Below are 23,218 nucleotides of genomic sequence, written 5' to 3'. Positions count from 1 at the left end.
AAGGCTGCCGCGGGATTGCCCCGCGGCAGAGAGTTGGGTTGTCCCAGATCTACTGGTTTTCCTTGGACTGGCCGAGGATCTCGATAGCGGAGATGTCGATACCGCAGGTCGGGAAGGAGTTGCCGACAAAGAAGTTGTCCGACTGGTCCGGATAAAAATCTTGGCCTTCCTTGAAGTTGGGGTCCTCGACGATAGCCAGCGGCAGCTTGATCGATTGTGGAACCACATTGCCTTCAAGCGCGGCAAGCGCGGTCTTGATGGCGACCGCAACCTGGGCAGGACCGGAGCCGGCCGAAGAGCATTTCAATCCATCGCCGCTGAATTTGGCGCAGAACTTGCGAAATCCGTTCTCCGTTTCGCCGCCAAACGGTACAAATGCGTGTTTGGTGTCGATCATGGCCTGGACAATGCCGGTGTCTCCTCCTTGGCCAGTAATGCCATCGAACGGTCCGCTGGCGACTATGGCATCCGCCGTCACCTTCTGCGCAACCGCATCGTCCCACTTGCCGACAACTTCGACGACATCCCATTTCTTGCCAGTGGCCGCGAAGGTCTCCTGGATACCCTCGTGGCGGGCGCCGTCCACCGGATGACCGGCTACGCCACGCACCTCAAGGATCTTGCCGCCCTCCGGCAGATGCTTGACGAGCCAGTTGGCCCAAAGGACACCAAGACCTTTCTGGTCAACGTTGACGTTGATGAGATCTTCGGAGTCATCGACCGTACCGTCGAAGGCAACCACCACGACACCTGCGGCCTTCGCTCTCTTCAGCGCCGGAATGAGAGCAGCCGCGTTCTGTGCGTTTACGATGATGGCGTCGTAGCCTGAATCAATGAAGTTATCGACGGCCGAGATCTGCGCTGGCACATCTTCGCCGGTCGAGACGACCTTGAACTCCTTGAGTTTCGCTGCAACCTCAGGTTGCGCCGCATAGGCCTTGGCCGACTGGATCATCTGGATGCGCCAAGTGTTGGCGATATAGCCGTTGGCGAGGGCAACGCGAAACGGCCCGGTCTTTGCTGGATATTTGTAGAATTTCGTATCCGCATTCCATGGGGCGAAGCATTTCGCGTCGGCAGCTGGACCGGACACCACTTCCGGGTCGGCCATTGCCGTCGATGCAATCAAGAGAAACGCGCTGGCCGCGATCATGCCAGCCGCAAGCGACTTCAACATGTCAATCCTCCCGTTTCGTTTCATGACGTTGAGGATCGATCCGCAAGCGGCCAGAATGGCGGCACAACATTCCCTCGGCAGCGTCACCGCTGCGGCAGGCGAATGTCGGGACAATATCCTCCACATTGCACACCAAGGCCATTCCTCCCGGCAATTGGCGCAATTCGACGATGGTAGCGCTACCATCCTTGAATGTAAAGACGGCCCCGCTTCAGCGTGACGAGCAATGGGAGACTATTTGCGGCTTGTGCTTTCCCGGATCTTCAGCTCGAAACCGACGTCAACGACGTGTTCTGGTTGACGTGTCCCAGATAGCGCAGCACGAACCATGGCAACCGCGCGCCTGCCGATCTCGTAGCGATGCGTACGAACGGAGGTAAGTGAGGGAAAGGCCACTTCCATCATGTCGAGGTCGTTGAAGCCTGCAATGCCAATCCGTCCTGGTACTGCCAGCGCAGAGCGGTTGCATTCGAACAGCGCCCCCAGGGCCAGGTCGTCATTGTTGCAGAATACAGCGTCAAGGTCGGGCGACTTGGCAAGGGCGTGCCGCAACAGTTCGCGACCGAGCGAGACGCTGGATGGCGTGGGCGTCGTGGTCACCAAGCGCGGGTCATAGAGACCGGCCTCTTCAACCACGGCGCGATAGCCAGCCATGCGGCGCTGCGACCGAGGGTCCATGCGCGCGCCGATGAAACCGATCCTTCGGTAACCCATCTCCACAAGGTGGCGGGTGACCGTGCGCCCGCCTTCGAAATGCGAAAAGCCGATCATCATATCGACCGGATTGGAGCCCGTTTCCATGATCTGGACCACGGGACATCCCGCCTTCTGCAGCATCGCTCGGGCTGCCGGAGTCTGGTCGATACCGGAAACAACAAGGGCCGACGGTCGCTGGCTCAGGAAAACACGCAGCAAGCGTTCCTCTTCAATGCCCGAATAGTGGGTGTTGCCAAGGTGAAGCTGGAGGTGGCTGTCGCCCAGACCGTCATAGAGGCCGCGCACGACCTCGGCGAAGACGTTGTTTGTCAGCGACGGCACCAAAACAGCGACAATATCGTCCCGCGCCGAAGCAAGCGCACGGGCATTGCGGTCGGGCACATAGCCAAGTTCCTCGATCGCCGTGGCAATCTGGTTGCGTAGATCCTCCGAAACGCGATCAGGCTCGCGCAGAGCGCGTGACACGGTAATTGCGCCCACGCCAGCGCGGCGCGCAACATCGGCAATCGTCGGCTTGCCGCCGCCACGTCTTCTCCGCGCCACCAAGTCCGCCTTCTTCGTCGATGCGATAGGGTCCAATCTTGCACGGCATCATGCAACAAAGCCGGTTGGGTTGAGAAGCCAAGTGGAACAATTCGGTGGCGCTAAGTGGGAGCCCCTCCAAGGTGCGCCCTGTCGAAGCGCTTCATCCATTCATCGGAACACGCTGTGCGGTCCTCCGGCTCAATCGAGATCCTTTGGCCGATTTGACGGTTGGTGACCGTTGTTTCGACCAGCGCTTCGCGCGTGACAGCCGTTTCGAAAGACGCCCGATCCTTCCCGCGCCTCGTCCAAATGTGGGATGCCCTTGGTGTCTGTCGCCGCCATGCTTGTTGGCCGGGAGGACGCCAATGAAATCACTTGAAGGCAAGGCTGTTGTCATCACAGGTGCCGGCTCAGGCCTTGGCGCTGCCTACGCGCGCCACGCTGCGCGCCTAGGTGCAGCGGTGGTCGTCAACGACATCAGCGCCGAGGCCGCGCAGTCGAGTGTCGATTCGATCGTTGGCTCGGGCGGCAAAGCCGTCGCTCACGCCGGCGACATCTCGTCCTGGAGCTATGCCCAGTCGCTGGTTGACACCTGCATCGATGCGTTCGGCGCCATCACTGGCATCGTCAACAACGCCGGCATCCTGCGTATTGGCAAGATCCTCGACCTCACCGAGGCTGATATGCGCCGCATGGTAGAGATCAACCTCATCGGCACCGCTGCCTGCGCCAGCCACGCCGCACGGCGCATGCTGGCCGCAGGCAAGGGCGGCTCGATCATCAACGTCGCGTCCGGATCGCAGGCTGGTGACGTGGCGCTTGGCGGTTACGGCGCCACCAAGGGCGGGGTCGCCTCCCTCACCTACAGCTGGGCCATGGAACTGCGCGGCACCGGCGTGCGTGTCAACGCGCTGTCGCCTTTGGCGGAAACTGCCATGGCAGCCCAGAACAAGGCGTTGATGGCCGAACAAGCGGCCAGCCGCGAGGTGCATTATGCCGCCCTGCCCGACGCCAACGTCAATGCTCCGGTCGTCAGCTTCCTGCTCTCCGACGCAGCCGAGAAGATCAACGGCCAGGTCGTGCGCATCGCCGGCAAGCAACTGTCCTTCGTCACGCATCCGCTGATCGCCGATCCGGTGCTTGAGGGCGACTGGAGCTACGAAGCGGTCAGCGCAGCCTTCACCGAGACGCTGACCGGCAATCAGCAGCCGCTCGGCCTAGGCTACCAGAGGAAGCCGAGTTGAGCAGCAATGAAAACAGGCCCGTTGCGGTCGTCACCGGCGCCAGCCGTGGCCTTGGTCGCGGCATTGCCGTTGCGCTGGGTGAAGCCGGCTTCACCGTCTATTGCACCGGCCGCAGCGAGCGCAAGGCGATCGGCCCTTGGGGCGGCACCGTTAGCGACACCGCCGAGGCGATCGACCAGGCCGGTGGCAAGGGCATCGTTGCCATCTGCGATCATCTCGACGATGGCCAAACCGAAGCCCTGTTCAAACGCGTCGATGCCGAACAGGGTCGGCTCGACCTGCTCGTCAACAATGCCTTCGCCATGCCCGACTGGGCCGTTCCCGACGGCAATTTCTGGGAACGCCCGCTGTCGCTGTGGCGCGACATGATCGATGTCGGCCTGCGCTCGAGCTATGCGGCCAGCCATTTCGCGGCACCCATCATGGTTCGCCAGCACTCGGGATTGATTGCCAATACCTCCGGCCCGGGCGGCAAGGTCTATCGTCATAGCCTGCCCTACGGCGTCGGAAAGGCCGGACAAGACAAGCTGGCCCACGACATGGCCCACGAGCTCAAGCCCTTCGACGTGGCCGCAATCTCGCTGTGGCCGGGCCTGATCGGCACCGAACGCACGCTTGCCGGGATCGCTGCGGGTGGCGTGATTGGCGACAATGCCGGCAACCTGCCGCATATCGAGACGCCATTCTTTCTCGGCCGCGTGCTGGCGGCGATCCATGCGGCCGGTGACGCCATGGCGCTCAGCGGCGGCACCTTCTATTCGACCGAGCTGGCAAGCCGCTACGGCGTCACCGATACGGACGGGCGGCTGCCCGAGTCGCGGCGCCCGCTGTTCGGCGCCCCGCTCTATCAGCCGATTGCCGGTAAGGCCGTTGATACAAGAACGTGACACTAATGCCTGACGATAAAAATCCTGCATCGCGGCGGGCTTACAGAAACGCGAACCGTATTATATTCGATCCGGCCAGTAGCCTGGGCTTTGGGCGATTCGACCGCCGGTTGTCGAACGTTGCGTCGAGTATCCGAAGCGTGGAGTTGCGGCCTTGAGCAGGATAGCGCGTATGGCACAGATGGATGGCGGCGCAGGCGCAGAATATCTCGATCGTGATGGCTCGGCCCGCGCGTCGACCAATCCGCGCAAGGAATTGGTGCGCGAGCAGCTTATCGACATCGCCGCCGAGCTGTTCGACAGCAAGGGCTATGTCCAGACCAGCATCAACGATATCGCCCAGGCGCTCGGCCTCGGTCGCTCGGCGGTCTACCACTACTTCCGCAACAAGGAAGAAATGTTGGCCGCCCTCGTCGAGTCGGAAGCCCTGACGCCGTCCCACCGCCTTCAGGAGCTGATGGCCGAACCCGGCCTGTCGGCTTCCGAGCGGCTGCGTCGCGCAATCGTAGACGGCATCGTCCGCCGCCTGTCTTCGGGCTCGCGCTTCATCTTGTTGTCGCGCCTCGAAACCCAGATCCCGGAGGCGCTCGGCCCGATCTACAATCAGGGCCGTCGCCACATCTATGATTTTTATGTTCGCTGCATTTCCGATGGTATCGTCAGCGGCGAATTTCGGACAGTCGACCCAAAGGTCACCGCCTTTGCCGTGATCGGCATGGCCAACTGGACATCTCGCTGGTACTCGCCTTCTGGTGCCAAGACCCCAGTGGAGATCGGCGAGATCATCGCGGACATGGCCCTTGCCGGTCTGCGGGCCCATCACGACCAGCCGCGTGATGCCGAGGCCGTGCGCCAGACCATCTCCGGCCTGCGCCAGCAGATCGACGAGCTGGAAAAGCTGGTCAAATAGCAAAGTCCGCCTGATACCCGACGGCCTTAATCTGACGGCAACTTCCTGGAAATCAGTCGAATTTCACACCGGCCTGCTGGATGAAGGCGCTGTAGGTGTCAAAGCGGATGATGGGATCCGCGCCTTTGTAGGCCCGGATGTGGTCGAGCACTGCCTGACGCGAGCGACGCCACATCGGCGGGACGATCTCCAGCATCGGCCCATAGAGGTCGGGCGAACGGTAGTAGAGGATCGACTGGTCCTGGCCGGCGACACGGATCTCGTAGTCGCGCTCGTAGCCCGCGACCTCGACGCGCGCGGTCGCTTCGGAATGGTCATGCACCCAGAAGCCCAGGTGCTGCAGGCCCTCGCGCCCGGAGGCGAGGAAGTCCCTGTAGGGCGACGAGGCGTCGTTGGTTTGCTCGATCAGTTCGATCTGCACATCACCCATGTATCCGAAAGCGAGCCGCAGCTCGACCTCGACGGGCTGGCCGCGATGCCAGGTGGTGCTCACCGGCTGGCTGACGCCTCGCTCCATGAAGATGAAGGGACCGACGCCGAACACGTCGATCCAGTGGTGCATGGCTTTTTCGATGTCGCGGACGACAAAGCCGAGCTGGGTCGCGGGCCCCAATATGGGCTTCAATCCCTGTCCAAGTCCAAGCTCGGCTGTGGTCATCGTCCCCTCCCTGAAATGCCCGATCAGTTGAAGATTTCGAACAGGCCGGCAGCACCCATGCCGCCACCGACGCACATGGTGACGACGCCGTATTTCACGCCGCGGCGACGCCCTTCGATCAGCACGTGGCCGGTCGTGCGCGCGCCGGTCATGCCGAAGGGGTGGCCGACGGCGATAGCGCCGCCGTTGACGTTGACCTTGTCGGGATCGATGCCCAGCGTGTCGCGGCAGTAGACCGCCTGGCTGGCGAAAGCCTCGTTGAGCTCCCAGAGCCCGATGTCGTCGACCTTGAGGCCGTGCCTCTGCAACAGCTTCGGCACTGCGAAGATCGGGCCGATGCCCATCTCCTCGGGGGCACAGCCGGCAACGGTCATGCCACGATAGGCACCCAGTGGCTTGAGGCCAAGCTGCTCGGCGCGCCTGGCTTCCATGACCACGAGCGCGGCAGCGCCGTCCGACAGCTGCGATGAGTTGCCGGCGGTGACGTACTCGCCTGTCTTGATCACTTCGCCATCGGCGAAGACAGGCTTGAGCTTGGCGAGGCCCTCGAGATTGGTGTCGGCGCGGAAGCCTTCGTCCTGCGTCAGCGTGACGTCCTGGAAGCTGGTCTCGTTGGTTTCCTTGTTGACCACCATCTTGCGCGACGCCATCGGCACGATCTCGTCATCGAAGCGGCCGGCCTGGTGGGCGGCGGCTGTGCGCAGCTGGCTCGCCAGCGAGAACTCGTCCTGCGCCTCGCGGCTGATGCCGTACTTCTTCGCGACGATCTCGGCGGTCTCGATCATCGTCATGTACATATGCGGCCACTGCGAGGTCACTGCCTGCGAACGGGCGCGAAAACTGTTCTTGTGCTTGTTCTGGGTCAGGCTGATCGATTCCACGCCGCCGGCGACAACCGTTTCCATGCCGTCTACGATGATCTGCTTTGCGGCGATCGAAACAGCCATCAGGCCCGACGAGCACATGCGGTCGATCGACATCCCGGGAACGCTGTCGGGCAGGCCGGCTGCGGCAGCCGTCAGGCGACCGATATTGTAGCCCTGCGTGCCCTGCTGGGCCGAGCAGCCCATGACGACATCCTCGACGGCGTCGAGAGCGATACCGGCGCGCTTGACTGCCTCGCGCACGACGTGGCCGGACAGTGCCGGGGCCTCGGTGTCGTTGAAGGCGCCACGGAAGGCCTTGCCGATGGGGGTGCGGGCGACGGAAACGATGACGGCTTCGCGCAAAGGATTGCTCCAGAACAGTTGATTTCGGCGGGAACCCGGGCAGCAAATGCGCAGGTCATTTCTGCTGCGAAGCGTCCGGAACCGAAGTTTTCCAACTACTTGCTAGGAGCGGTGGGGCCACTGAACATCGTCTGAAAAGACTAACGGTAGCTACAAGCATTTCCGCCCGCACGAAATTTGCGGTCAGACGTGATATCCGCCGTCGACATTGATCACTTCGCCGGAGATGAAACCGGCGCGGCTGGATGCCAGGAAGCTGACGGCCTCGGCGATGTCGATGGCCTTGCCGTTGCGGCGCAGGGGCGTGGCCATGGCAGCTGCCTGCATGTACTTGTCGTCGATATAACCAAGCTTGCTGAGTTCGGTGTGCTGGCCGGTCTCTATGATGCCGAGCGCCACGCCATTGGCGCGGATGCCGTAGCGGCCCTCTTCCTTGGCCACACCCTTCATCAGCGCATGGACGGCCGATTTCGGCACCACAGACAGGCCGTCGGCCGCAGCAAAGCGGTACTGCGCCGAGCTCTGGCATGCAACGATCGAGCCGCGCGCCTTGCGCAGGTGCGGAATGGCGTAATGGATGACGTTGAAGAAGCCGAAGGCGTCCTGCATCAGGTGCTTGCGCATCTGTTCGGGCTCGATCTTGCTGAGGTGGATCAGCGGCACCAGTGGGCCCGCAGCATAGATCACCGTGTGGACGGCGCCATGGACTTCCGCCACGCCGTTGATAAAGGCGCGCGTCGCGTCGACATCTTCGATATTGAGCTTGTGGATGGACGCCTTGCGCCCCTCGCCGCGTACTGCATCCGCAGCGGACTCGGCCTTGGCCTGATTGCTGTGGTAGGTCAGCGCCACGTCGCAGCCGTCCCGCGCCAGCACCCGGCAGATTTCGGCCCCGACGCCACCGCTACCGCCGATGACGATTGCTGCGCCCTCTGCCGGATACAGTCCGCTCATTCCATCCTCCCTTACGATTTCATCGCCAGTTCTGCGTAGTGCCAGCCGAACTCGGCGACCGGCCGCGCCAGGGCGCCGGCCTCGCGGGCATGGGCGCTCGCCGCATTGCCGTCGACCACGCGCTTCATAATGCCCTGTCGGATGCCGGCGACACGGAACAGGCTGTAGGCGAGGTAGGCGTACCAGTGGCGGTCCGGGACGCCCTCCTGCCCCGTCGCCTTGAGATAGGCGTCGCGGTAGCTGCGCTCGTCGGGGATACCGAGTTCGCCGATGTCGATGTCGCCGAGCCCGCGATAGGGCTTGTTGGGTAGCCGCCAGGTCAGCATGTGATAGGCGAAATCGGCCATCGGTTCGCCCAGCGTGGACAATTCCCAGTCGACCACGGCCATCACCCGCGTTTCAGTCGGATGAAACAGCATGTTGTCGATGCGGAAATCGCCATGGATCAGCGAGGTGCGGGTCCCCGGCGGAATGTTGCTTGGCAGCCATTCGATCAGCCGGTCCATCGCCTCGATGGTCTCGGTTTCCGAGGCCCGGTACTGCTTGGTCCAGCGCGCCACCTGCCGGGCGACGTAGTCGCCGGGCTTGCCGAAGTCCTCGAGGCCCACCGCCTTGTAGTCGGTCTTGTGCAGGGCTGCCGCGACGCGGTTCATCTCCATGTAGATCGCCTTGCGCTCGGCTGGCGACTGATCTGGCAGCGACGGCGCCCAGAAAGAACGCCCCTCGACGAAATCCATGACGTAGAACATCGCGCCGACGATGCTCTCGTCGTCGCAGAGCAGCCGCGCGCCGGCCACTGGAACATCGGTTTCGCGCAGCGCGCTGATGACACGGAATTCGCGATCGACGGCATGGGCGGACGGCAGAAGCTTGCCGTCGGGCTTCTTGCGCAACACCAGCTTGCGCTTACCGTCGAAGCTGAGCAGCATCGTCGGGTTGGATTGGCCGCCGCGAAAGCGCTCGACCGTAAGCTTGCCCTCACAGCCCTCTATGTTGGCCCTGAGGTAGGCGTGCAGCCGCGCGACGTCGATCTTGCTGTCAGCGGCGAGCGGCTCGGTGCCGACGAAACGGCTGGCATCCATGGCGCGCCCTCCCCGGTCAGTCGGCGTATTTGGCGAGCTCGAGGCGCCCGATCTGGTTGCGGTGCACCTCGTCGGGACCGTCGGCGAAGCGCAGCTTACGGGCATGCGCATAATAGTTGGCGAGCACGAAATCTTGCGACACGCCGGCCGCGCCATGCGCCTGGATCGCCCAGTCGATGACCTTGCAGGCCATGTTGGGCGCGGCGACCTTGATCATGCCGATCTCAGCCCGTGCCGCCTTGTTGCCGACGGTGTCCATCATGTAGGCAGCCTTCAGCGTCAAGAGCCGCGCCTGGTCGATCATGATGCGGGATTCGGCGATACGCTCAAGCGTCACCGACTGTTCGCCGATCGGACGGCCGAAGGCGACACGGCTCTTCACGCGGCGGCACATCAGTTCCAGGCAACGTTCGGCAAGGCCGATCAGGCGCATGCAATGATGGATGCGGCCAGGTCCGAGGCGTCCTTGTGCGATTTCGAAGCCACGGCCTTCGCCGAGCAGCATGTTTGATGCAGGCACGCGGACGTTCTCGAAGATCATGTCCATATGGCCGTGCGGCGCGTCGTCATAGCCGAACACCGACATCGGCCTGAGCACCTTGATGCCTGGCGTATCCATCGGCACAAGGATCATCGACTGCTGTTTGTGCTTGTGGGCGCTTGGATCGGACTTGCCCATGAAGATCAGCAATTCGCAATGCGGATCGCCGACGCCCGAAATCCACCACTTGCGGCCATTGATGACGTAGTCGTCTCCGTCGCGGACGATTGAACTCTGGATGTTGGTCGCATCGCTGGATGCCACATCCGGCTCAGTCATCGCAAAGGCGGAGCGTACGGTGCCGTCAAGCATGCCGGGCAGCCAGCGTGCCTTCTGTTCTTCCGTGCCGTAGCGCTCGATGGTCTCGATGTTGCCCGTGTCAGGCGCCGAGCAGTTGAATATCTGCGACGAGAAATGCACCCGGCCCATGACTTCGCAGAGCGGTGCGTATTCGGTGTTGGTCAGGCCCGCGCCGTGTTCGGAATCGGGCAGAAACAGGTTCCACAGGCCTGCCTTCTTGGCCTTGGCCTTGAGTTCTTCGAGAACAGGCGGATGGCCCCAGCGATCGGCCTCGACCTCTTCGTGATAGCGGCCTTCGTTGGGATAGACATGCTCGTGCATGAAGGCATTCAGCCGTTCGAGCAAGTCCTTTGTCTTTGCGCTGTATTCGAAGTTCATCTCGCGTCCGCCACTGCTATTCCCAGGAAGGAGCCGCCGGCAAAAAGTGATGCCGGCGGCCGATGTCGTCAGGCGGCGCGGACGCCGGAAGGATTGCCCTTCAGCACCGTGGCGCGGACATTGTGCGGGTCGAGCTTGGCGATGATCGCCAGTTGCTCCTCGGTCGGAGCTGCCGTGGTGGCCATGCCTGCGGCGCGCAGCAGGGGGAAGCCGGTTGCGTCCTGCACCTGCTCGAAAGTCACGCCGGGATGCAGCGACAGCACCTGAGCCGCATGGTCGGGGCCGTTGAAGTCGAACACGCAGAGGTCGGTGATGACCACACCGAGCTTGACGTCAGCGGGCTTGGTGCCTTCCGGCCAGTTCTTAGCGTTGTAGCCGACGCTTGCCACCACATCGACCTCACCTTCGACGAAGGTGCGCTTCGAGTGGTTGGGCAGGAACATCGAGTTCTTGTGGCAGATCGAGTTGCCCGGGAAGCCGCGAACGCCAAGCATGGCGACCTTCGGCTTCTGGAACTCGCCGCCGAGCGCAGAGATGTTGCCCTGGCCGTAGCGGTCGACCTGCACCGGCGTCACCATGGCGTGACGACGGCCGCTCCAGACGTTGTCGAAGACGCGGCTGTACGGCATCCAGCCGGAAAGCTTCGGCCTGTAGTCGCCGCGCGGTCCAAGCGGGATAGGCTCTTCGACCAAATAGGCCTCGCCGTCGGTCATCATGATGCCTGGCGCACAGGTCAGCTTGGCGAGACCGGCGGCGAGACGCGGCAGCGGCCCGATGCCGGTTGCGAGAACTTCGCCATCGCTGGCCCAGGCCTGTGCGCCGGCAGCGATGATCAGTTCGGCAAGAGTGAATTCTTTTGCAGTCGTCATGTCGTGTCCGATCAGAAAATGGGGAGCGGCAGGGCTCGGATCTTGGCTTCGCCGCCAACGCTCGCGGCGTAGCTGGCCTCGTCGCCCTTCACATATTGGTCGAAATAGCGCTGCCAGCCGCCCTCTTCGGTCGCAGATGCGGCGTAGTCCTTGAGGTGGGCCATGTCCCAGCCATAGGCGTCATGCGAAGCGGTCGGGTGCGCGCCGAGCGGTGCCTTGACCACGCCGGACACGAAGCAACGCTCGAACAACTGGCTCTTGGCCTTGTCGGAGTATTCGGCATCGATGCGGTCGACCAGCACTTCCGTGGTGACGAACACCTTGTCGGCGGCACGGGCGAACAGTCCGTCGAAGAACGGGTCCGGACCGTCGGTCTGGGTGTTGCCCAGGCGGTCGGCACGACTCACGTGGATCAGCGCCACGTCGAGCTTGATCGCCGGCATGGCGAGCAGCACTTCGCCATCGCCATAGGGCGACTTCACCGTTTTGAAGTCAGGATTGTACTTCATTACGTCGGAGCCGAGGCCGACGCGGGTCGCGGCAAACGGCAGCTTGTGGCCGGCGGCCTGCAGGCCGAGCAGCAAAAGGCCCTCGTCCAACTCCGACACCTCGACCGCACCGGCCTCGCGAGCCTTGCGGAAGTAAGGCTCAATCGGCATCGCATCGAGCGAAACGAAGCCGTAGATCAGCTTCTTGACCTTGCCCGAGGCGCACAGCATGCCGATTTCCGGCCCGCCATAGGCGACCAGCGTCAGGTCCTTGAGGTCCGAGCGCAGGATCTCGCGCACCAGCGCCATCGGCTTGCGCCGAGGGCCCCAGCCGCCGAAGCCGATCGTCATGCCGTCGCGCAGCTGGGCGACGACCGCTTTCAGGTCCATTTCCTTGTTCATAGCATCCTAGTCCGTCTGTTCTTCAATCTTGGTTCGGCGGGATACGGCTCAGCCGTAGAAACCCCTGCCCTCGGCAACCAGCCGCTCGATCAACGCGGCAGGCTTGAAATATTGGTCGCCCACCAGCCCGGCATATTTGTCGAGCGCCGCCTTGACCTTTGGCAGGCCGACCTGATCGGCATAGAACATCGGCCCGCCCAGATAGGTCGGGAACCCGAAGCCGTTGGTCCAGATGACGTCGATGTCTCCGGGTCGCGCCGCAGCACCCTCGTCGAGGATCTTGGCCGCCTCGTTCACCATGGCAAACAGGCAGCGTTCGAGGATTTCCTCGTCGGTTATGGTGCGTGCGGTGAAGCCGCGCTCCTTGCGATGCGCGTCGAGCAATTCATCGACTGCGGGGTCGTGCGACGCCTTGCGGTTTTCGTCATAGACGTAGTAGCCCGCGCCCGACTTCTGGCCGAGGCGGCCGGCAGCCACCAGCCTGTCGACGATGTTGCACTGCTGCTCGCGTGGCGACATGCGAGCGACACGTGCGGCGCGCGCAGCGGCCATGATGTCCATGCCGGCGAGGTCGGCCAGCGCGAACGGGCCGATTGGGAAGCCGAAGGCGGTTAGCACGCGGTCGACCTGTTGCGGCGTCGCACCGTCCTCGAGCAGGAACTGAGCCTCGCGCGTGCGTTTGGAAAGCATGCGGTTGGCAACGAAGCCTTCGGAGCGCCCGACCATCACCGGCGCCTTGCCGAGGCGCTTGCCCAGCGCCGTGGTCGTGGCGAGCACGTCCGGCGCTGTGTTGGCGGCCCTCACGTTTTCGAGCAGCTTCATGACGTTGGCCGGATTGAAGAAATGCATGCCGGCGACGCGGGCCGGGTTCTTCGCCGTCTGGGCCAGTTCCTCGATGTCGAGGAACGAGGTGTTGGTGGCAATGATCGCGTGGTCGGGCAGAGCGGCGTCGAGCCTGGCGAACACGTCCTTCTTGACCGCCATATCCTCGGTCACGGCCTCGATCACGAGGTCGACATCGCCGAGGCTGTCATAGGAGGTCGTCGAGGTCAGCAACGCCATGCGGCGCTCCATCTCTTGCGACGTCATCGAGCCGCGCTTGATGCTGCCCTCGTAGATCTTGCCGATTGCCTTGACAGCCGCCGCCAGGCCCTCGTCCGACAGGCCGATCAGCGTCACCGGGATGCCGATGTTGAGGAAGCAGGCAGCAATGCCGCGCCCCATGGTGCCGGGACCGACGATGGCGACCTTGCTCACGTCACGCGGCTTGACGTCGGCATCGACGCCATCGATCTTCAGTGCCTCGCGCTCGGCGGCGAAGATGTGGCGCAGGGCCTTCGACTGAGGCGAAACAAGCAGCTCCTTGCAGGTCTTGTATTCGAGCGCAATCGCCTCGGCGACAGGGGTCTCGGTGACCATCTTGATCAGATCTACCGCCACAAGCGGCGCCTTGAAGCCTTTGTATTTCTTGGACAATGCCATACGGCTCGCTTCGAGCGCGGCGGCATCGAACGTCGGAACCGGCAGGTCGCTGGTGCGACGCAGCTTGGCGCCGTCGGCAACGACCTTCTCGGCGAAGGCAATGGCTGCCGCCTTGAGGTCACCCGACACGACCTCGTCGACGATGCCCTTTTCGCAGGCTTCGCGCACCGAGATCTGGCCGCCTTCGCTGATCATTTTCAGCGCCTCTTCGACACCGGCGAGGCGTGGCAGGCGCACGGTACCGCCCGAACCGGGCAGGATGCCCAGCTTGACTTCGGGCAGGCCGACTTTCGAGCCCTCGAGCGCGATGCGGTAGCTGCAGGCGAGCGCCACTTCGAGGCCCCCGCCAAGTGCCGTGCCGTGGATGGCGGCGACGATCGGTTTGGTCGCTAGGTCGAGTGTGTCGATCACTTCGCCCAGCAGTGGGGCAACCATCGGCTTCTTGAACTCATGTATATCGGCGCCGGCAATGAAGGTCCGGCCCTCGCACAGGATGACCATGGCGCGCGCGTCCGCATCGCTTTCAAGCGTCTTGACGGCTTCGATCAGCCCAGAACGGACCGAATGCGACAGTGCGTTTACCGGCGGATTGTCGACGGTCGCGACCAGAATGTTGCCTTGCCTGACGACAGAAACGGTCTTTGCGAGCAGCTCGGTCATGCCGGCACTCCTTCCCTGCTATTTCCTGAATTGCCCGTCACTAGAACGACCTTGCCCTTGACGGCGCGCTCCATGACGACGTCGAGCGCCTCGGCGAAGCGGTCGAGCGGATATTCCGCCGAGATATGCGGCTTCAGCTTGCCCTTGGCGAACCAGTCCATCAGCTCGGCGATGTTTTCGGCGTTCTTCTCCGGCGCAGAACGGGCATAAGCCCCCCAGAATACGCCGATAAGCGACGACTGCTTGAGCAGCAGAAGGTTGAGCGCGATCTTGGGGATGTCGCCGGCGGCAAAACCGATGACCAGCAGCCGGCCAAACAACGCGAGCCCGCGCACAGCTATTTCCGTCATTGCGCCGCCGACCGGATCATAGACCACGTCGACGCCTTGCCCATTGGTCAGCTCCTTGAGCCGCTGGCGCAGGTCCTCGGTCGAATAGTTGATGGTTTCATCTGCCCCGTACTCGCGGCACAGCGCCAGCTTCTCGTCGCTGGAGGCGGCAGCGATGACGCGTGCGCCCATCTGCTTGCCGAGTTCGACGGCCGTCAGCCCGACGCCGCCAGCAGCGCCGAGAACCAACAGCGTTTCGCCCGGTCTTATCTGCGCCCGATCCTTCAGGGCATGGTGCGAGGTGGCGTAGGTGATGAGAAAGCCGGCCGCCTCGACGAAGCTCATCTCGTCAGGAATACGAAACACCTTCCATGCGTCGACCGCAACCTGCTCGCCATAGCCGCCGATACCGGCGAAGGCCAGAACGCGCATTCCGACATCAAGGCGCTCGACACCCTCGCCGACGGCAATGATTACACCGGCGGCTTCGCTGCCCGGCGTGAACGGCAGTTCGGGCTTGGTCTGGTATCTGCCTTCGACCATCAGCCCGTCGAAAAAGTTGATGCCGCATGCCTCGACGCGTATTGCCACCTGTCCCGGCTTGACCACCGGTGCGGGGATCTCTTCGATCCTGAGTTCACCCCTCGGGGCGAACTCCTTGCAGATTACTGCCTTCATTTCCTAACGCCGCTTGTTGCTGCCATTTCGGCACTGCCAATTTCTTCAATCGAAGCAAGGAATGGGACAGGGGCAGACTGCGAACATCGTCTGATGGGACTAGTCGCAATTTCCCCGTCATTTCGAGGCCCAAACTGCGAAATTGCGCGGCAATCTTAGTCTCTTCGGACGATGTTGCCGGCGTCCCCAAGCGCAGGTTCGCGCATACAGTTTCGAGGAGAACAAGCATGGCCCGTTTGGCAGGCAAGGTCGCATTCATCACCGGGGCAACCGGAGGCATCGGAGAAGCAGCCGCAAGGCTGTTTGCCGAGGAAGGCGCAAAGGTTGCCGTCGCCGGCCGCAGCCGCGAGAAGGGCGAGGCCATTGCCGCATCCATCAGCGCATCGGGCGGCGCTGCCCTTTATGTCGAGACCGACGTCACCGAGCCCGACAGCGTCGAGGCGTCATTCAAGACGGTCATGGACGCCTGGGGCCGGCTCGACGTGCTCTACAACAACGCCGGCGGATCGAGCTCGGCCGACGGCCCTGTCACGGTGGCGCCGTTCGAGGAGTTCTGGCGCTGCATCAAGCTCGACCTCTTCGGCACATGGGTGTGCTGCCGCAACGCCATTCCGCTGATGCAGAAATCGGGCGGCGGCTCCATCGTCAACTGTTCGTCCATCGTTGGCGCCATGGGTATCCCCAACCGCGACGCCTATTCGGCGGCCAAGGGCGGCATCATTTCGCTGACGCGCTCGATGGCGGTCGAGTTCGCCAAGGACAACATCCGCGTCAACGTGCTGGTACCGGGCGCCGTTGCAACGGAGCGCGTACTCGGCTTCTTCGAGCGGGAGCCACATCTCAAGGCGCAGTTCGACGCCTATCTGCTTGGAATCGCCGAACCGATCGACGTGGCCAATGCTGCGCTCTACCTGGCATCGGACGAATCGCGAAAGATGACCGGACATCAGCTACCTATCGACGGCGGCATTCTGATTTCGTGACCGGTGAGCATGGCCTAGCTTAGTCTGTGCAGACGATGTCCGCATTGACCGCCGGGTCTTGAAGTCGTCCCGGAATCCCAATTTCGACTGCAGGAATACGAGTATGGAAATCCTGAGCCAGGTGCTGGCGCGAAACGCACGGCTGATCGGCGAGCGCAACTTCATCGTCACCGACAAGGAAACGATCACCTATGCGCAATTCTCCGAACTGACGGCCCGGCTGGCCAACGTGCTCAAGTCGCGTGGCGTGGCCAAAGGCGACCGCGTCGGCCTCTATCTGCCGAGCACGCCTATGATGGCGATCGGCTTCTGGGCCTGCCAGCGGCTCGGCGCGATCCCTGCCCCGCTCAGCGCCATGTTCCGCCACGCCGAGCTACGCAAGATCGTCACCCAGACCGGCATGAAGGCGCTGATCGCAGATGGCTCGACCTGGTCCTACTTCTCCGAAATCCGTACCGAGTTCCCCGACCTCGCCCATTGTCTGGTCGCGTCCGGTGACGGCAGCGCAGACGATCTCACCCAGTTGATGGCAGCGGCTCCCTCGATCTTTGAGGACGCGACCTGCCATATCGACGATATCTGTGCCCTGTTCTTCACCTCGGGCACCACCGGTGCGCCCAAGGGGGCAGCGCAGTCGCAGTTCAACCAGTGCTCGACATTGCGCGACATGATGGTCTCGCACGGCACGCGCTTCGCCGAGGAAACCTATCTCTGCGCCGTGCCGCTATTCACCAATTTCGGACTGACGGTGACGCTCAACCTCTGCCTCTACACTGGCGGCACCATCGTGCTCCACGAGCGGTGGGACACACAGCGGGTGTTGACCGATATCGGCCGCTACAAGGCCACCTATTTCGGCGGCACGCCGACCATGTATGTCTACATGGTCAACGAGGTAGACCCGGTGAAACACGACCTGTCGTCGCTGCGCATCTGCACGACGGGAGGCTCGCCCGTGCCTCAGCCGGTCATACGCCGCTTCGAGGAACTCTCGGGCGCGCGGGTCACCCAGGTCTACGGCTCGACCGAAACCAGCGGCCAGAACGTCATGGAGCCCACGGCAGGTATCCGCAAGCCAGGGTCGGCAGGCCTGCCGGTCGGCAGCTCGCGCATTTCGATCGTCGACGACGAAGGTAATACCGTACCCCAAGGCGAGATCGGCGAGGTCATCATTTCGGGCGACTGTGTCGCACAAGGCTATTGGCAGGACGAAAAGGCAACGGTCGAAGCGTTCGGCAATGGAGGCTGGAAGTCAGGCGACCTCGGTTACGTTGACGAAGATGGTTATCTGTTCATCGTCGACCGCAAGAAGGACGTCATCATTGCGGGCGGCCACAATGTCTATCCGCTCGAGATCGAGGCGCTGCTCTACAAGCACCCGGCGGTTGCCATGTGCGCCGTGGTCGGCGCCCCCGACGAGAGCAAGGGCGAAATCCCCGTCGCCGTCATCGTCAGGGCCGAGGGCCAGGACGCTACGGCCGAAGACATCATCCGCTACTGCCGCGAAAGCCTCGCCGCGTACAAAGCGCCCCGCGCCGTCCACTTCATCGACAACATGCCGGTCGAGGCTGCCAAGATCCGCAAGCGAGAATTGGTGCTGGCGCTGCGCGAAAACCGTCTCGACGGTTTCAGGAACAAATGAGACACTTCGTCTTCAGCAGAAAAAGGGCCGCGCAATGCGCGGCCCTTTTCTTGTTATGTCAGTATGTTGTGATTGATATCTGAACGTCAACTGAAGCTGCCTCAGGCAGTCGCGACGTCGCCCGCGCCGCCGAAAGCGCCCCAGCCGCCATCGACCGGCAGTACTGTTCCGGTGATGTATGAGGCCCAGTCCGAAAGCAGGAAAACTGCCGCCTGCGCCATTTCCTCTGGCAGCGCCAGGCGACCGAGCGGAGTGCGCCGTTCCAGGATGGTCGGATCGAATGCCTTGCGCTCGAGCAGCGCCTCGACCATAGGCGTCCGCGTGTAGGCGGGTGCTATCGCGTTGACGCGGACACCTGCCGGACCCCATTCGCAGGCCAGTGTGTGCGTCAGGTGGTTGATGCCGGCCTTGGCCGCGGCATATGCCGAGCGGCGCGGAAACCCACCAAGCCCGACGATGGACGACACGTTGACGATGGCGCCATGCTTTTGCGCCAGCATCGGTCGGGATGCTGCGCGGCACATCAGATAGGTGCCCCGAAGATTGACGTCGACTATGCGCTGCCAGCGCTCCACCGATTGCTCATGCACAGGCAGCAGATCGTCGCCGATCCCGGCCGAGTTGAAGACGAGGTCGAGGCCGCCCATCGCGACTGTCGCTTCGGCAACCATTCGCTCGCTGTCGGCTTCGCTCGATACATCGCCTTGCATGATGATCTTGGCACCCGTACGCGCCTGCGCCTCGTCCAACGTCTCTTTATTCAGGTCGGCGATGACCACCTCGGCGCCGAGATCGCGCAGCAGCTTCGCCGCCGCCTCGCCAATGCCGCTGGCGCCGCCAGTGACCAACGCCCGCTTGCCGTCCAAGCGGATCGAAGGGCTCATGCGTCGGGATCGCCTTCGTCATGAACACCCTGGCGGAAGTGGAAATCGGGCTGCCATTGCGCGCGCGGCTGGAGGTGCAAGTGCCAGTAGGCGTCGGCGACGAGATCATGATCGTATGGTGTGCCAGCCTGCATGGTGCCGTGGATGGCGACCGTCGAGACATGGATGCCCGACGGAGACAGTTCCTTTTCCAGCGAATGCCCAAGGCTACGCAATGCCGCCTTGCCAAGGGACGTCACGCCCCATTCGATCCATGGACCGAAGGCGAGCACGCCGCCGGTGAAAAGGATCGTGCCGCGGCCACGTTCGACCATCCTTGGCGCAACCGCCTGCGCCGAATGCAGTGCGCCGGCAACATTGGTCCTGAAGGCATCGACCAGATAGTCGACGCTTGCCGGTGCGCCATGTGACTTCCAGCCATCGGCGGTGCCGTATTTCACCTCGCCGATACGCGACGGTGTCACGAACCGCGCCGGTTCGATGATCGCGGCATTATAGATCAGCGCCTCTGCATCGCCGTGACGTTCGCGAATGGCTGTATGGACACGATCCATTTCGACTGGATTTCCGGCATCGCCGACGAACCCGGCGACGTCGAGCCCCTGGCTGCGCAACTCCCTTTCGTAGCGCGCGATCACCTCGGGACGACGGCCGACAAAGGCAACCTTGTGGCCTTCGCGGGCGAACTTCTTCACAAGGGCCTGGCCAAGGCCAGGCCCCATGCCCACAACGATCGTCGACGGCGCAGTCATTGTGCCACCTCGGTCTTGGTGACGGTCTCCGACTGTCCGGCGCCCGTTTGCGCCTTCCGCTCGGCGCGGTTAGCGAGGAACTCCTCCAGCGTGCCGACGATGCCCTTGCGCAAGAACAGCACGCAAAGAACGAAGATCACGCCCTGGATCACCACTACCCAGGCTCCGAAGGTCGCAAGCTCGCGCTGTAAACTGACGAGAACCGCCGCACCGACCACCGGCCCGAGTAGCGTGCCGACGCCACCGATCAGCGTCATCAAGAGCACGTCGGCGGAGGTCATGAAGAAGACGTCGGCAAGTGAGGCGAGCTGGAATATGATGGCCTTCATGGCGCCCGCCACGCCAGAAAGCATCGCAGACAAGGTGAATGCAATCAGCTTGAAACGGTCGGTCGAGTAGCCAAGCGAGATGGCCCGAGGTTCGTTTTCCCGGATCGACTTCAGCGTCTGGCCGAAAGGAGAGTGGATGATCCGGTAGACCAAGGCGAACCCTGCCAGGAACACGGCGAGCGTCACGTAATACATGTTGAACGTATTGGAGAGATCGATCACGCCAAACAATGTGCCACGCGGAACCGACTGGATGCCGTCCTCGCCATGTGTCCAAGGTGCTTGGACCGCGTAGAAATAGATGATCTGGGCCAACGCCAGCGTGATCATGGCGAAGTACAGCCCCTGCCGGCGGATCGCCAGCCAGCCAAACAGCGCACCGACTGCCGTGGCGGCACAAACGCCCATGAGGATGCATAGTTCGGTCGGCAGCCCCCAGGCGGCGGCGGCATGCGCCGTCACATAGGCCGATGTGCCGTAGAAGGCGGCATGGCCGAAGGCGAGCAGGCCGACATAACCGAAGATCAGATTGTAGGCCAAGGCAAAGAGCGCCAGGACCAGGATCTTCATGCCCATGATGGGGTAGATCAGGAACGGCAAGGCAATGCCGCCGGCTGCAAAGACGGCGAACCAAAGCCTGCCGTTTTCCAGCAAGCTGCCGGCGCGTCCGGACGAAACGTCGGCGACCGAATGGCTCGTCGTTTCCTTGCCGAACAGGCCCGCAGGGCGGAACACCAGCACCAGGGCCATGATGACGAAGATCACGGTCGCCGAAGCCTGCGGATAAAAGACCTTGGTCAGGCCTTCGATCACGCCGAGCATCAGACCTGAGACGATGGCGCCGAAGATCGAGCCCATGCCGCCGATCACCACGACCGCGAAGATGGTGATGATGATGCCCTGCCCCATTTGCGGGCTGACCTGGTAGATCGGCGCTGCCATGACGCCGGCGAAGCCGGCGAGGCCGACGCCGAATGCGTACGTCAGCATCAGCAAGCGCGGCACATTGATGCCGAAGGCGCGCACCAGGTCCGGATTTTCAGTCGCAGCACGCAGGTAGGAGCCTAGCTTGGTGCGCTCGACCGTATACCAGGTGCCGAAGCACACGACGATGGCGGCAACGATAACCCAGGCGCGGTATATCGGCAGAAACATGAAGCCGAGATTAATTCCGCCCTTGAGCGAATCCGGCACGCCGTACATCTGCCCGGCCGCACCATAGTAGACGTTGAAGGCGCCCTCGATCGCCATGGCGAGACCAACTGTCAAAAGAAGTCCGTAGGCGTGGTCGAGGTCGTAGACGCGGCGGATAAATATGCGCTCCATCAGTCCGCCGATGACAGCAACAACCAGCGGCACGATAACCAGCGCCCACCAGTAGCCAATGGACGGCAGTCCGAGGCCGGGAAACAGTTCGGGCAAGCGCAACAGGTACCATGCTCCGAAAGCGCCGAGCATGTATTGCGCGCCATGCACGAAGTTGCCGATGCGAAGCATGCCGAAGATGATGGCCACGCCAAGGCTCATCATGGCGTAGAACGAGCCGTTGATAAGGCCTACGAGAAGCTGGCCGAAAAGCAGTGCAGGCGGAACGCCAATCAGATCCATCATGGCAATCACACCCCGAGATAGGCTTGGATTTTGGCTTCGTTGCCGGCAAGTTCGTCGCGGCTGAGCCGTTCGACTATCTTGCCGTGGTCAACGACGAAATGCCGGTCGGCGAGCTTCGAGGCAAAGCGGAAATTCTGTTCGACAAGCAGGATGGTGAAGCCTCTCGCCTTGAGCTTTTCGAGGACCACCGCGATCTGCTTGACAATGACAGGGGCAAGGCCCTCGGTCGGCTCATCGAAGATCAGGAGTTTGGCGCCGGTCCGCAGGATGCGGCCGATGGCCAGCATCTGCTGCTCGCCGCCTGATAGCTTGGTGCCCGGGCTCGACCATCGCGCCTTGAGGTTCGGAAACAGATCGAGGATTTCGTCGACGCTCATGCCTCCCGGTGCGATGACCGGCGGCAATTCGAGGTTTTCGGCGACGGAAAGGCTGGAAAATATGCCGCGTTCTTCCGGGCAGTAGGCGATGCCGCGACGCGCGACGATTTCTGGAGCCTTCTGCGTCAGGTTTTCGCCTTTGTAGCTGATCGCGCCGGTCTTCTTGCGCACCAGCCCCATGATGCAGCGAAGCGCAGTCGTCTTGCCTGCACCATTGCGGCCCAGAAGCGTAACCAGTTCGCCTTCACGTATGTCGAAGTTCATGCCGTGGAGGGCTTTGCTTTCGCCGTACCAGGCATGCAGGTCGGCGATGTCGAGCACCACCTGTTTGTTGCTCTCAGTCATCCGCACCACCGATATAGGCTTCGATAACGCGCGCATCGCGCGATACGGTCGCGTAGTCGCCCTCGGCCAGAACACGTCCTTGCGCCAGCACGGTGATAGTGTCGGAAAGAGCGGCCACGACAGAAAGATTGTGCTCGACCATCAAGATAGTGCGATCGGCGGCGACCTTGCGGATCAGCTCGGCGATGCGGTCGACATCTTCGTGGCCCATGCCGGAGGTCGGCTCATCGAGCAGCAGCATTTCCGGATCGAGTGCCAGCGTAGTGGCGATTTCAAGCGCGCGCTTGCGCCCGTAAGGCAGATTGACGGCAACGTGGTTGCGATAAGACAACATGCCAACGGCATCTAGCAGCTCGTCGATACGGTCATTGAGCACGCCGAGCGTGCGCTCGCTTTGCCAGAAGCGATAGGATGTGCCGAGCGGACGCTGCAACGCCATGCGAACATTCTCGCGCACGCTCATGCGTGGGAACACCGCCGAGATCTGGAACGAGCGGACGATGCCCTTGCGCGCGACCTCTTCGGGTTTCAGCGAGGTGATGTCTTCCCCGTTGTAGCGGATCGTGCCTTCGCTGGGCGCCAGGAATTTGGTGATGAGGTTGAAGGTAGTGGTCTTGCCTGCGCCGTTGGGGCCTATCAGGGCATGGATGGTGTTGCGCCGAATCTTGAGGTCGACGTCCTTCACGGCGGCGAAGCCGTAGAAGTACCGGCTCAACCCAGACGCCTCGATGATATAGTCGTCCGAAGTGCCTTGTCGCACCTTGTCCTCCCGAATGCTTATGTGA

At 62.6% G+C, this 23,218-nt stretch carries 21 protein-coding genes and 1 pseudogene; 5 read left to right on the top strand and 17 right to left on the bottom strand.

All coding sequences use genetic code 11. The annotated features are described in order from the left end of the window. Positions 1-49: 49 nt before the first annotated feature. Both C8K44_RS06285 and C8K44_RS06275 read right to left on the bottom strand, forming a co-directional pair. Complete coding sequence (locus tag C8K44_RS06285; protein ID WP_109574913.1) at positions 50-1,177, bottom strand: sugar ABC transporter substrate-binding protein; 1,128 nt, start codon at positions 1,175-1,177, stop codon at positions 50-52. 234 nt (positions 1,178-1,411) lie between these two features. Continuing rightward, positions 1,412-2,440, bottom strand: a complete 1,029-nt coding sequence (locus C8K44_RS06275) for a LacI family DNA-binding transcriptional regulator (protein WP_109575096.1) — start codon at positions 2,438-2,440, stop codon at positions 1,412-1,414. A 344-nt stretch (positions 2,441-2,784) separates the two neighbouring features. On the opposite strand from C8K44_RS06275, the gene C8K44_RS06270 reads away from it, so the two are divergent. From C8K44_RS06270 to C8K44_RS06260, 3 genes are all read left to right on the top strand, one after another. After that, positions 2,785-3,663, top strand: coding sequence for an SDR family NAD(P)-dependent oxidoreductase (locus C8K44_RS06270; RefSeq protein WP_109574911.1), 879 nt, complete (start codon positions 2,785-2,787; stop codon positions 3,661-3,663). Then, positions 3,660-4,550 carry an SDR family NAD(P)-dependent oxidoreductase gene (locus C8K44_RS06265; protein WP_109574910.1) on the top strand — a complete coding sequence of 297 codons (891 nt, stop codon included), beginning with the start codon at positions 3,660-3,662 and terminating at the stop codon, positions 4,548-4,550. Before C8K44_RS06270 ends, C8K44_RS06265 begins: the two co-directional genes overlap by 4 nt. Before the next feature lie 172 nt (positions 4,551-4,722). After that, positions 4,723-5,460 (top strand): TetR/AcrR family transcriptional regulator, encoded by a 738-nt coding sequence (locus C8K44_RS06260; RefSeq protein WP_245417381.1) that lies wholly within the window; start codon positions 4,723-4,725, stop codon positions 5,458-5,460. Between the two features lie 52 nt (positions 5,461-5,512). On the opposite strand, the gene C8K44_RS06255 is transcribed toward C8K44_RS06260, so the two are convergent. From C8K44_RS06255 to C8K44_RS06215, 9 genes are all read right to left on the bottom strand, one after another. Then, entirely contained in the window at positions 5,513-6,118 is a 606-nt protein-coding gene (locus tag C8K44_RS06255; protein ID WP_109574908.1) for a VOC family protein, read from the bottom strand. A 23-nt stretch (positions 6,119-6,141) separates the two neighbouring features. Further along, positions 6,142-7,347, bottom strand: a complete 1,206-nt coding sequence (locus C8K44_RS06250) for an acetyl-CoA C-acyltransferase (RefSeq protein WP_109574907.1) — start codon at positions 7,345-7,347, stop codon at positions 6,142-6,144. A 183-nt stretch (positions 7,348-7,530) separates the two neighbouring features. After that, positions 7,531-8,301, bottom strand: a complete 771-nt coding sequence (locus C8K44_RS06245) for an SDR family oxidoreductase (RefSeq protein WP_109574906.1) — start codon at positions 8,299-8,301, stop codon at positions 7,531-7,533. Positions 8,302-8,312: 11 nt separating this feature from the next. Next, a complete protein-coding gene (locus tag C8K44_RS06240; protein ID WP_109574905.1) occupies positions 8,313-9,383 on the bottom strand; it encodes a phosphotransferase family protein in 1,071 nt (356 codons plus the stop codon). Positions 9,384-9,399: 16 nt separating this feature from the next. After that, a complete protein-coding gene (locus C8K44_RS06235; protein ID WP_109574904.1) occupies positions 9,400-10,602 on the bottom strand; it encodes an acyl-CoA dehydrogenase family protein in 1,203 nt (400 codons plus the stop codon). A 68-nt stretch (positions 10,603-10,670) separates the two neighbouring features. Further along, positions 10,671-11,471 carry a ketoacid CoA transferase gene (locus C8K44_RS06230; protein WP_109574903.1) on the bottom strand — a complete coding sequence of 267 codons (801 nt, stop codon included), beginning with the start codon at positions 11,469-11,471 and terminating at the stop codon, positions 10,671-10,673. Between the two features lie 11 nt (positions 11,472-11,482). Then, positions 11,483-12,361: a CoA-transferase gene (locus tag C8K44_RS06225; RefSeq protein ID WP_109574902.1), complete on the bottom strand. Its 879-nt coding sequence runs from the start codon at positions 12,359-12,361 to the stop codon at positions 11,483-11,485. 48 nt (positions 12,362-12,409) lie between these two features. After that, positions 12,410-14,503: a 3-hydroxyacyl-CoA dehydrogenase NAD-binding domain-containing protein gene (locus tag C8K44_RS06220; RefSeq protein WP_109574901.1), complete on the bottom strand. Its 2,094-nt coding sequence runs from the start codon at positions 14,501-14,503 to the stop codon at positions 12,410-12,412. Then, on the bottom strand, positions 14,500-15,510 hold the full coding sequence (locus C8K44_RS06215) for an NADPH:quinone oxidoreductase family protein (protein WP_109574900.1): 1,011 nt from the start codon (positions 15,508-15,510) through the stop codon (positions 14,500-14,502). Before C8K44_RS06215 ends, C8K44_RS06220 begins: the two co-directional genes overlap by 4 nt. Positions 15,511-15,737: 227 nt before the next feature. Here C8K44_RS06215 and C8K44_RS06210 point away from each other — a divergent pair, with 227 nt between their 5' ends. Beyond that, positions 15,738-16,493, top strand: coding sequence for an SDR family NAD(P)-dependent oxidoreductase (locus C8K44_RS06210; protein ID WP_109574899.1), 756 nt, complete (start codon positions 15,738-15,740; stop codon positions 16,491-16,493). Positions 16,494-16,596: 103 nt separating this feature from the next. Further along, positions 16,597-18,135: an AMP-binding protein gene (locus tag C8K44_RS06205; RefSeq protein ID WP_109574898.1), complete on the top strand. Its 1,539-nt coding sequence runs from the start codon at positions 16,597-16,599 to the stop codon at positions 18,133-18,135. A 101-nt stretch (positions 18,136-18,236) separates the two neighbouring features. Here C8K44_RS06205 and C8K44_RS06200 read toward each other — a convergent pair whose 3' ends face one another. The 6 genes and pseudogenes from C8K44_RS06200 to C8K44_RS06180 all read right to left on the bottom strand — a co-directional run bounded on the left by C8K44_RS06200 (position 18,237) and on the right by C8K44_RS06180 (position 23,193). Then, positions 18,237-19,019, bottom strand: a complete 783-nt coding sequence (locus C8K44_RS06200; protein ID WP_109574897.1) for an SDR family oxidoreductase — start codon at positions 19,017-19,019, stop codon at positions 18,237-18,239. Next, on the bottom strand, positions 19,016-19,771 hold the full coding sequence (locus C8K44_RS06195) for an SDR family NAD(P)-dependent oxidoreductase (protein WP_245417380.1): 756 nt from the start codon (positions 19,769-19,771) through the stop codon (positions 19,016-19,018). Before C8K44_RS06195 ends, C8K44_RS06200 begins: the two co-directional genes overlap by 4 nt. Next, the gene (locus tag C8K44_RS27880; RefSeq protein WP_245417400.1) at positions 19,768-20,670 is read right to left on the bottom strand and encodes a branched-chain amino acid ABC transporter permease; all 903 of its coding nucleotides are present in this window, start codon (positions 20,668-20,670) and stop codon (positions 19,768-19,770) included. The genes C8K44_RS06195 and C8K44_RS27880 overlap by 4 nt, the downstream gene beginning before the upstream one ends. A 132-nt stretch (positions 20,671-20,802) precedes the next feature. After that, positions 20,803-21,711, bottom strand: a pseudogene (locus C8K44_RS27875) (branched-chain amino acid ABC transporter permease); the annotation flags it as partial. A 5-nt stretch (positions 21,712-21,716) separates the two neighbouring features. Further along, positions 21,717-22,433, bottom strand: coding sequence for an ABC transporter ATP-binding protein (locus C8K44_RS06185; protein ID WP_109574896.1), 717 nt, complete (start codon positions 22,431-22,433; stop codon positions 21,717-21,719). Beyond that, positions 22,426-23,193: an ABC transporter ATP-binding protein gene (locus C8K44_RS06180; protein WP_109574895.1), complete on the bottom strand. Its 768-nt coding sequence runs from the start codon at positions 23,191-23,193 to the stop codon at positions 22,426-22,428. Before C8K44_RS06180 ends, C8K44_RS06185 begins: the two co-directional genes overlap by 8 nt. Positions 23,194-23,218: the final 25 nt, after the last annotated feature.

Origin of the sequence: Aminobacter sp. AP02, assembly GCF_003148805.1 — a bacterium.
In the GTDB taxonomy this organism is placed as follows: Bacteria; Pseudomonadota; Alphaproteobacteria; order Rhizobiales; family Rhizobiaceae; genus Aminobacter.
Note: the sequence above shows the minus strand (reverse complement) of the source record. Positions and strands in the feature narration are given on the sequence as shown.

What these genes read in the sequence shown, in the direction of transcription:
- C8K44_RS06220 (WP_109574901.1), bottom strand. Translation starts at nt 14,503, where the DNA reads ATGACCGAGCTGCTCGCAAAGACCGTTTCTGTCGTCAGGCAAGGCAAC.
- C8K44_RS06205 (WP_109574898.1), top strand. Translation starts at nt 16,597, where the DNA reads ATGGAAATCCTGAGCCAGGTGCTGGCGCGAAACGCACGGCTGATCGGC.
- C8K44_RS06270 (WP_109574911.1), top strand. Translation starts at nt 2,785, where the DNA reads ATGAAATCACTTGAAGGCAAGGCTGTTGTCATCACAGGTGCCGGCTCA.
- C8K44_RS06225 (WP_109574902.1), bottom strand. Translation starts at nt 12,361, where the DNA reads ATGAACAAGGAAATGGACCTGAAAGCGGTCGTCGCCCAGCTGCGCGAC.
- C8K44_RS06230 (WP_109574903.1), bottom strand. Translation starts at nt 11,471, where the DNA reads ATGACGACTGCAAAAGAATTCACTCTTGCCGAACTGATCATCGCTGCC.
- C8K44_RS06260 (WP_245417381.1), top strand. Translation starts at nt 4,723, where the DNA reads ATGGCACAGATGGATGGCGGCGCAGGCGCAGAATATCTCGATCGTGAT.
- C8K44_RS06210 (WP_109574899.1), top strand. Translation starts at nt 15,738, where the DNA reads ATGGCCCGTTTGGCAGGCAAGGTCGCATTCATCACCGGGGCAACCGGA.
- C8K44_RS06185 (WP_109574896.1), bottom strand. Translation starts at nt 22,433, where the DNA reads ATGACTGAGAGCAACAAACAGGTGGTGCTCGACATCGCCGACCTGCAT.
- C8K44_RS06195 (WP_245417380.1), bottom strand. Translation starts at nt 19,771, where the DNA reads ATGACTGCGCCGTCGACGATCGTTGTGGGCATGGGGCCTGGCCTTGGC.
- C8K44_RS06255 (WP_109574908.1), bottom strand. Translation starts at nt 6,118, where the DNA reads ATGACCACAGCCGAGCTTGGACTTGGACAGGGATTGAAGCCCATATTG.
- C8K44_RS06245 (WP_109574906.1), bottom strand. Translation starts at nt 8,301, where the DNA reads ATGAGCGGACTGTATCCGGCAGAGGGCGCAGCAATCGTCATCGGCGGT.
- C8K44_RS06215 (WP_109574900.1), bottom strand. Translation starts at nt 15,510, where the DNA reads ATGAAGGCAGTAATCTGCAAGGAGTTCGCCCCGAGGGGTGAACTCAGG.
- C8K44_RS06235 (WP_109574904.1), bottom strand. Translation starts at nt 10,602, where the DNA reads ATGAACTTCGAATACAGCGCAAAGACAAAGGACTTGCTCGAACGGCTG.
- C8K44_RS06285 (WP_109574913.1), bottom strand. Translation starts at nt 1,177, where the DNA reads ATGTTGAAGTCGCTTGCGGCTGGCATGATCGCGGCCAGCGCGTTTCTC.
- C8K44_RS06200 (WP_109574897.1), bottom strand. Translation starts at nt 19,019, where the DNA reads ATGAGCCCTTCGATCCGCTTGGACGGCAAGCGGGCGTTGGTCACTGGC.
- C8K44_RS06240 (WP_109574905.1), bottom strand. Translation starts at nt 9,383, where the DNA reads ATGGATGCCAGCCGTTTCGTCGGCACCGAGCCGCTCGCCGCTGACAGC.
- C8K44_RS27880 (WP_245417400.1), bottom strand. Translation starts at nt 20,670, where the DNA reads ATGAAGATCCTGGTCCTGGCGCTCTTTGCCTTGGCCTACAATCTGATC.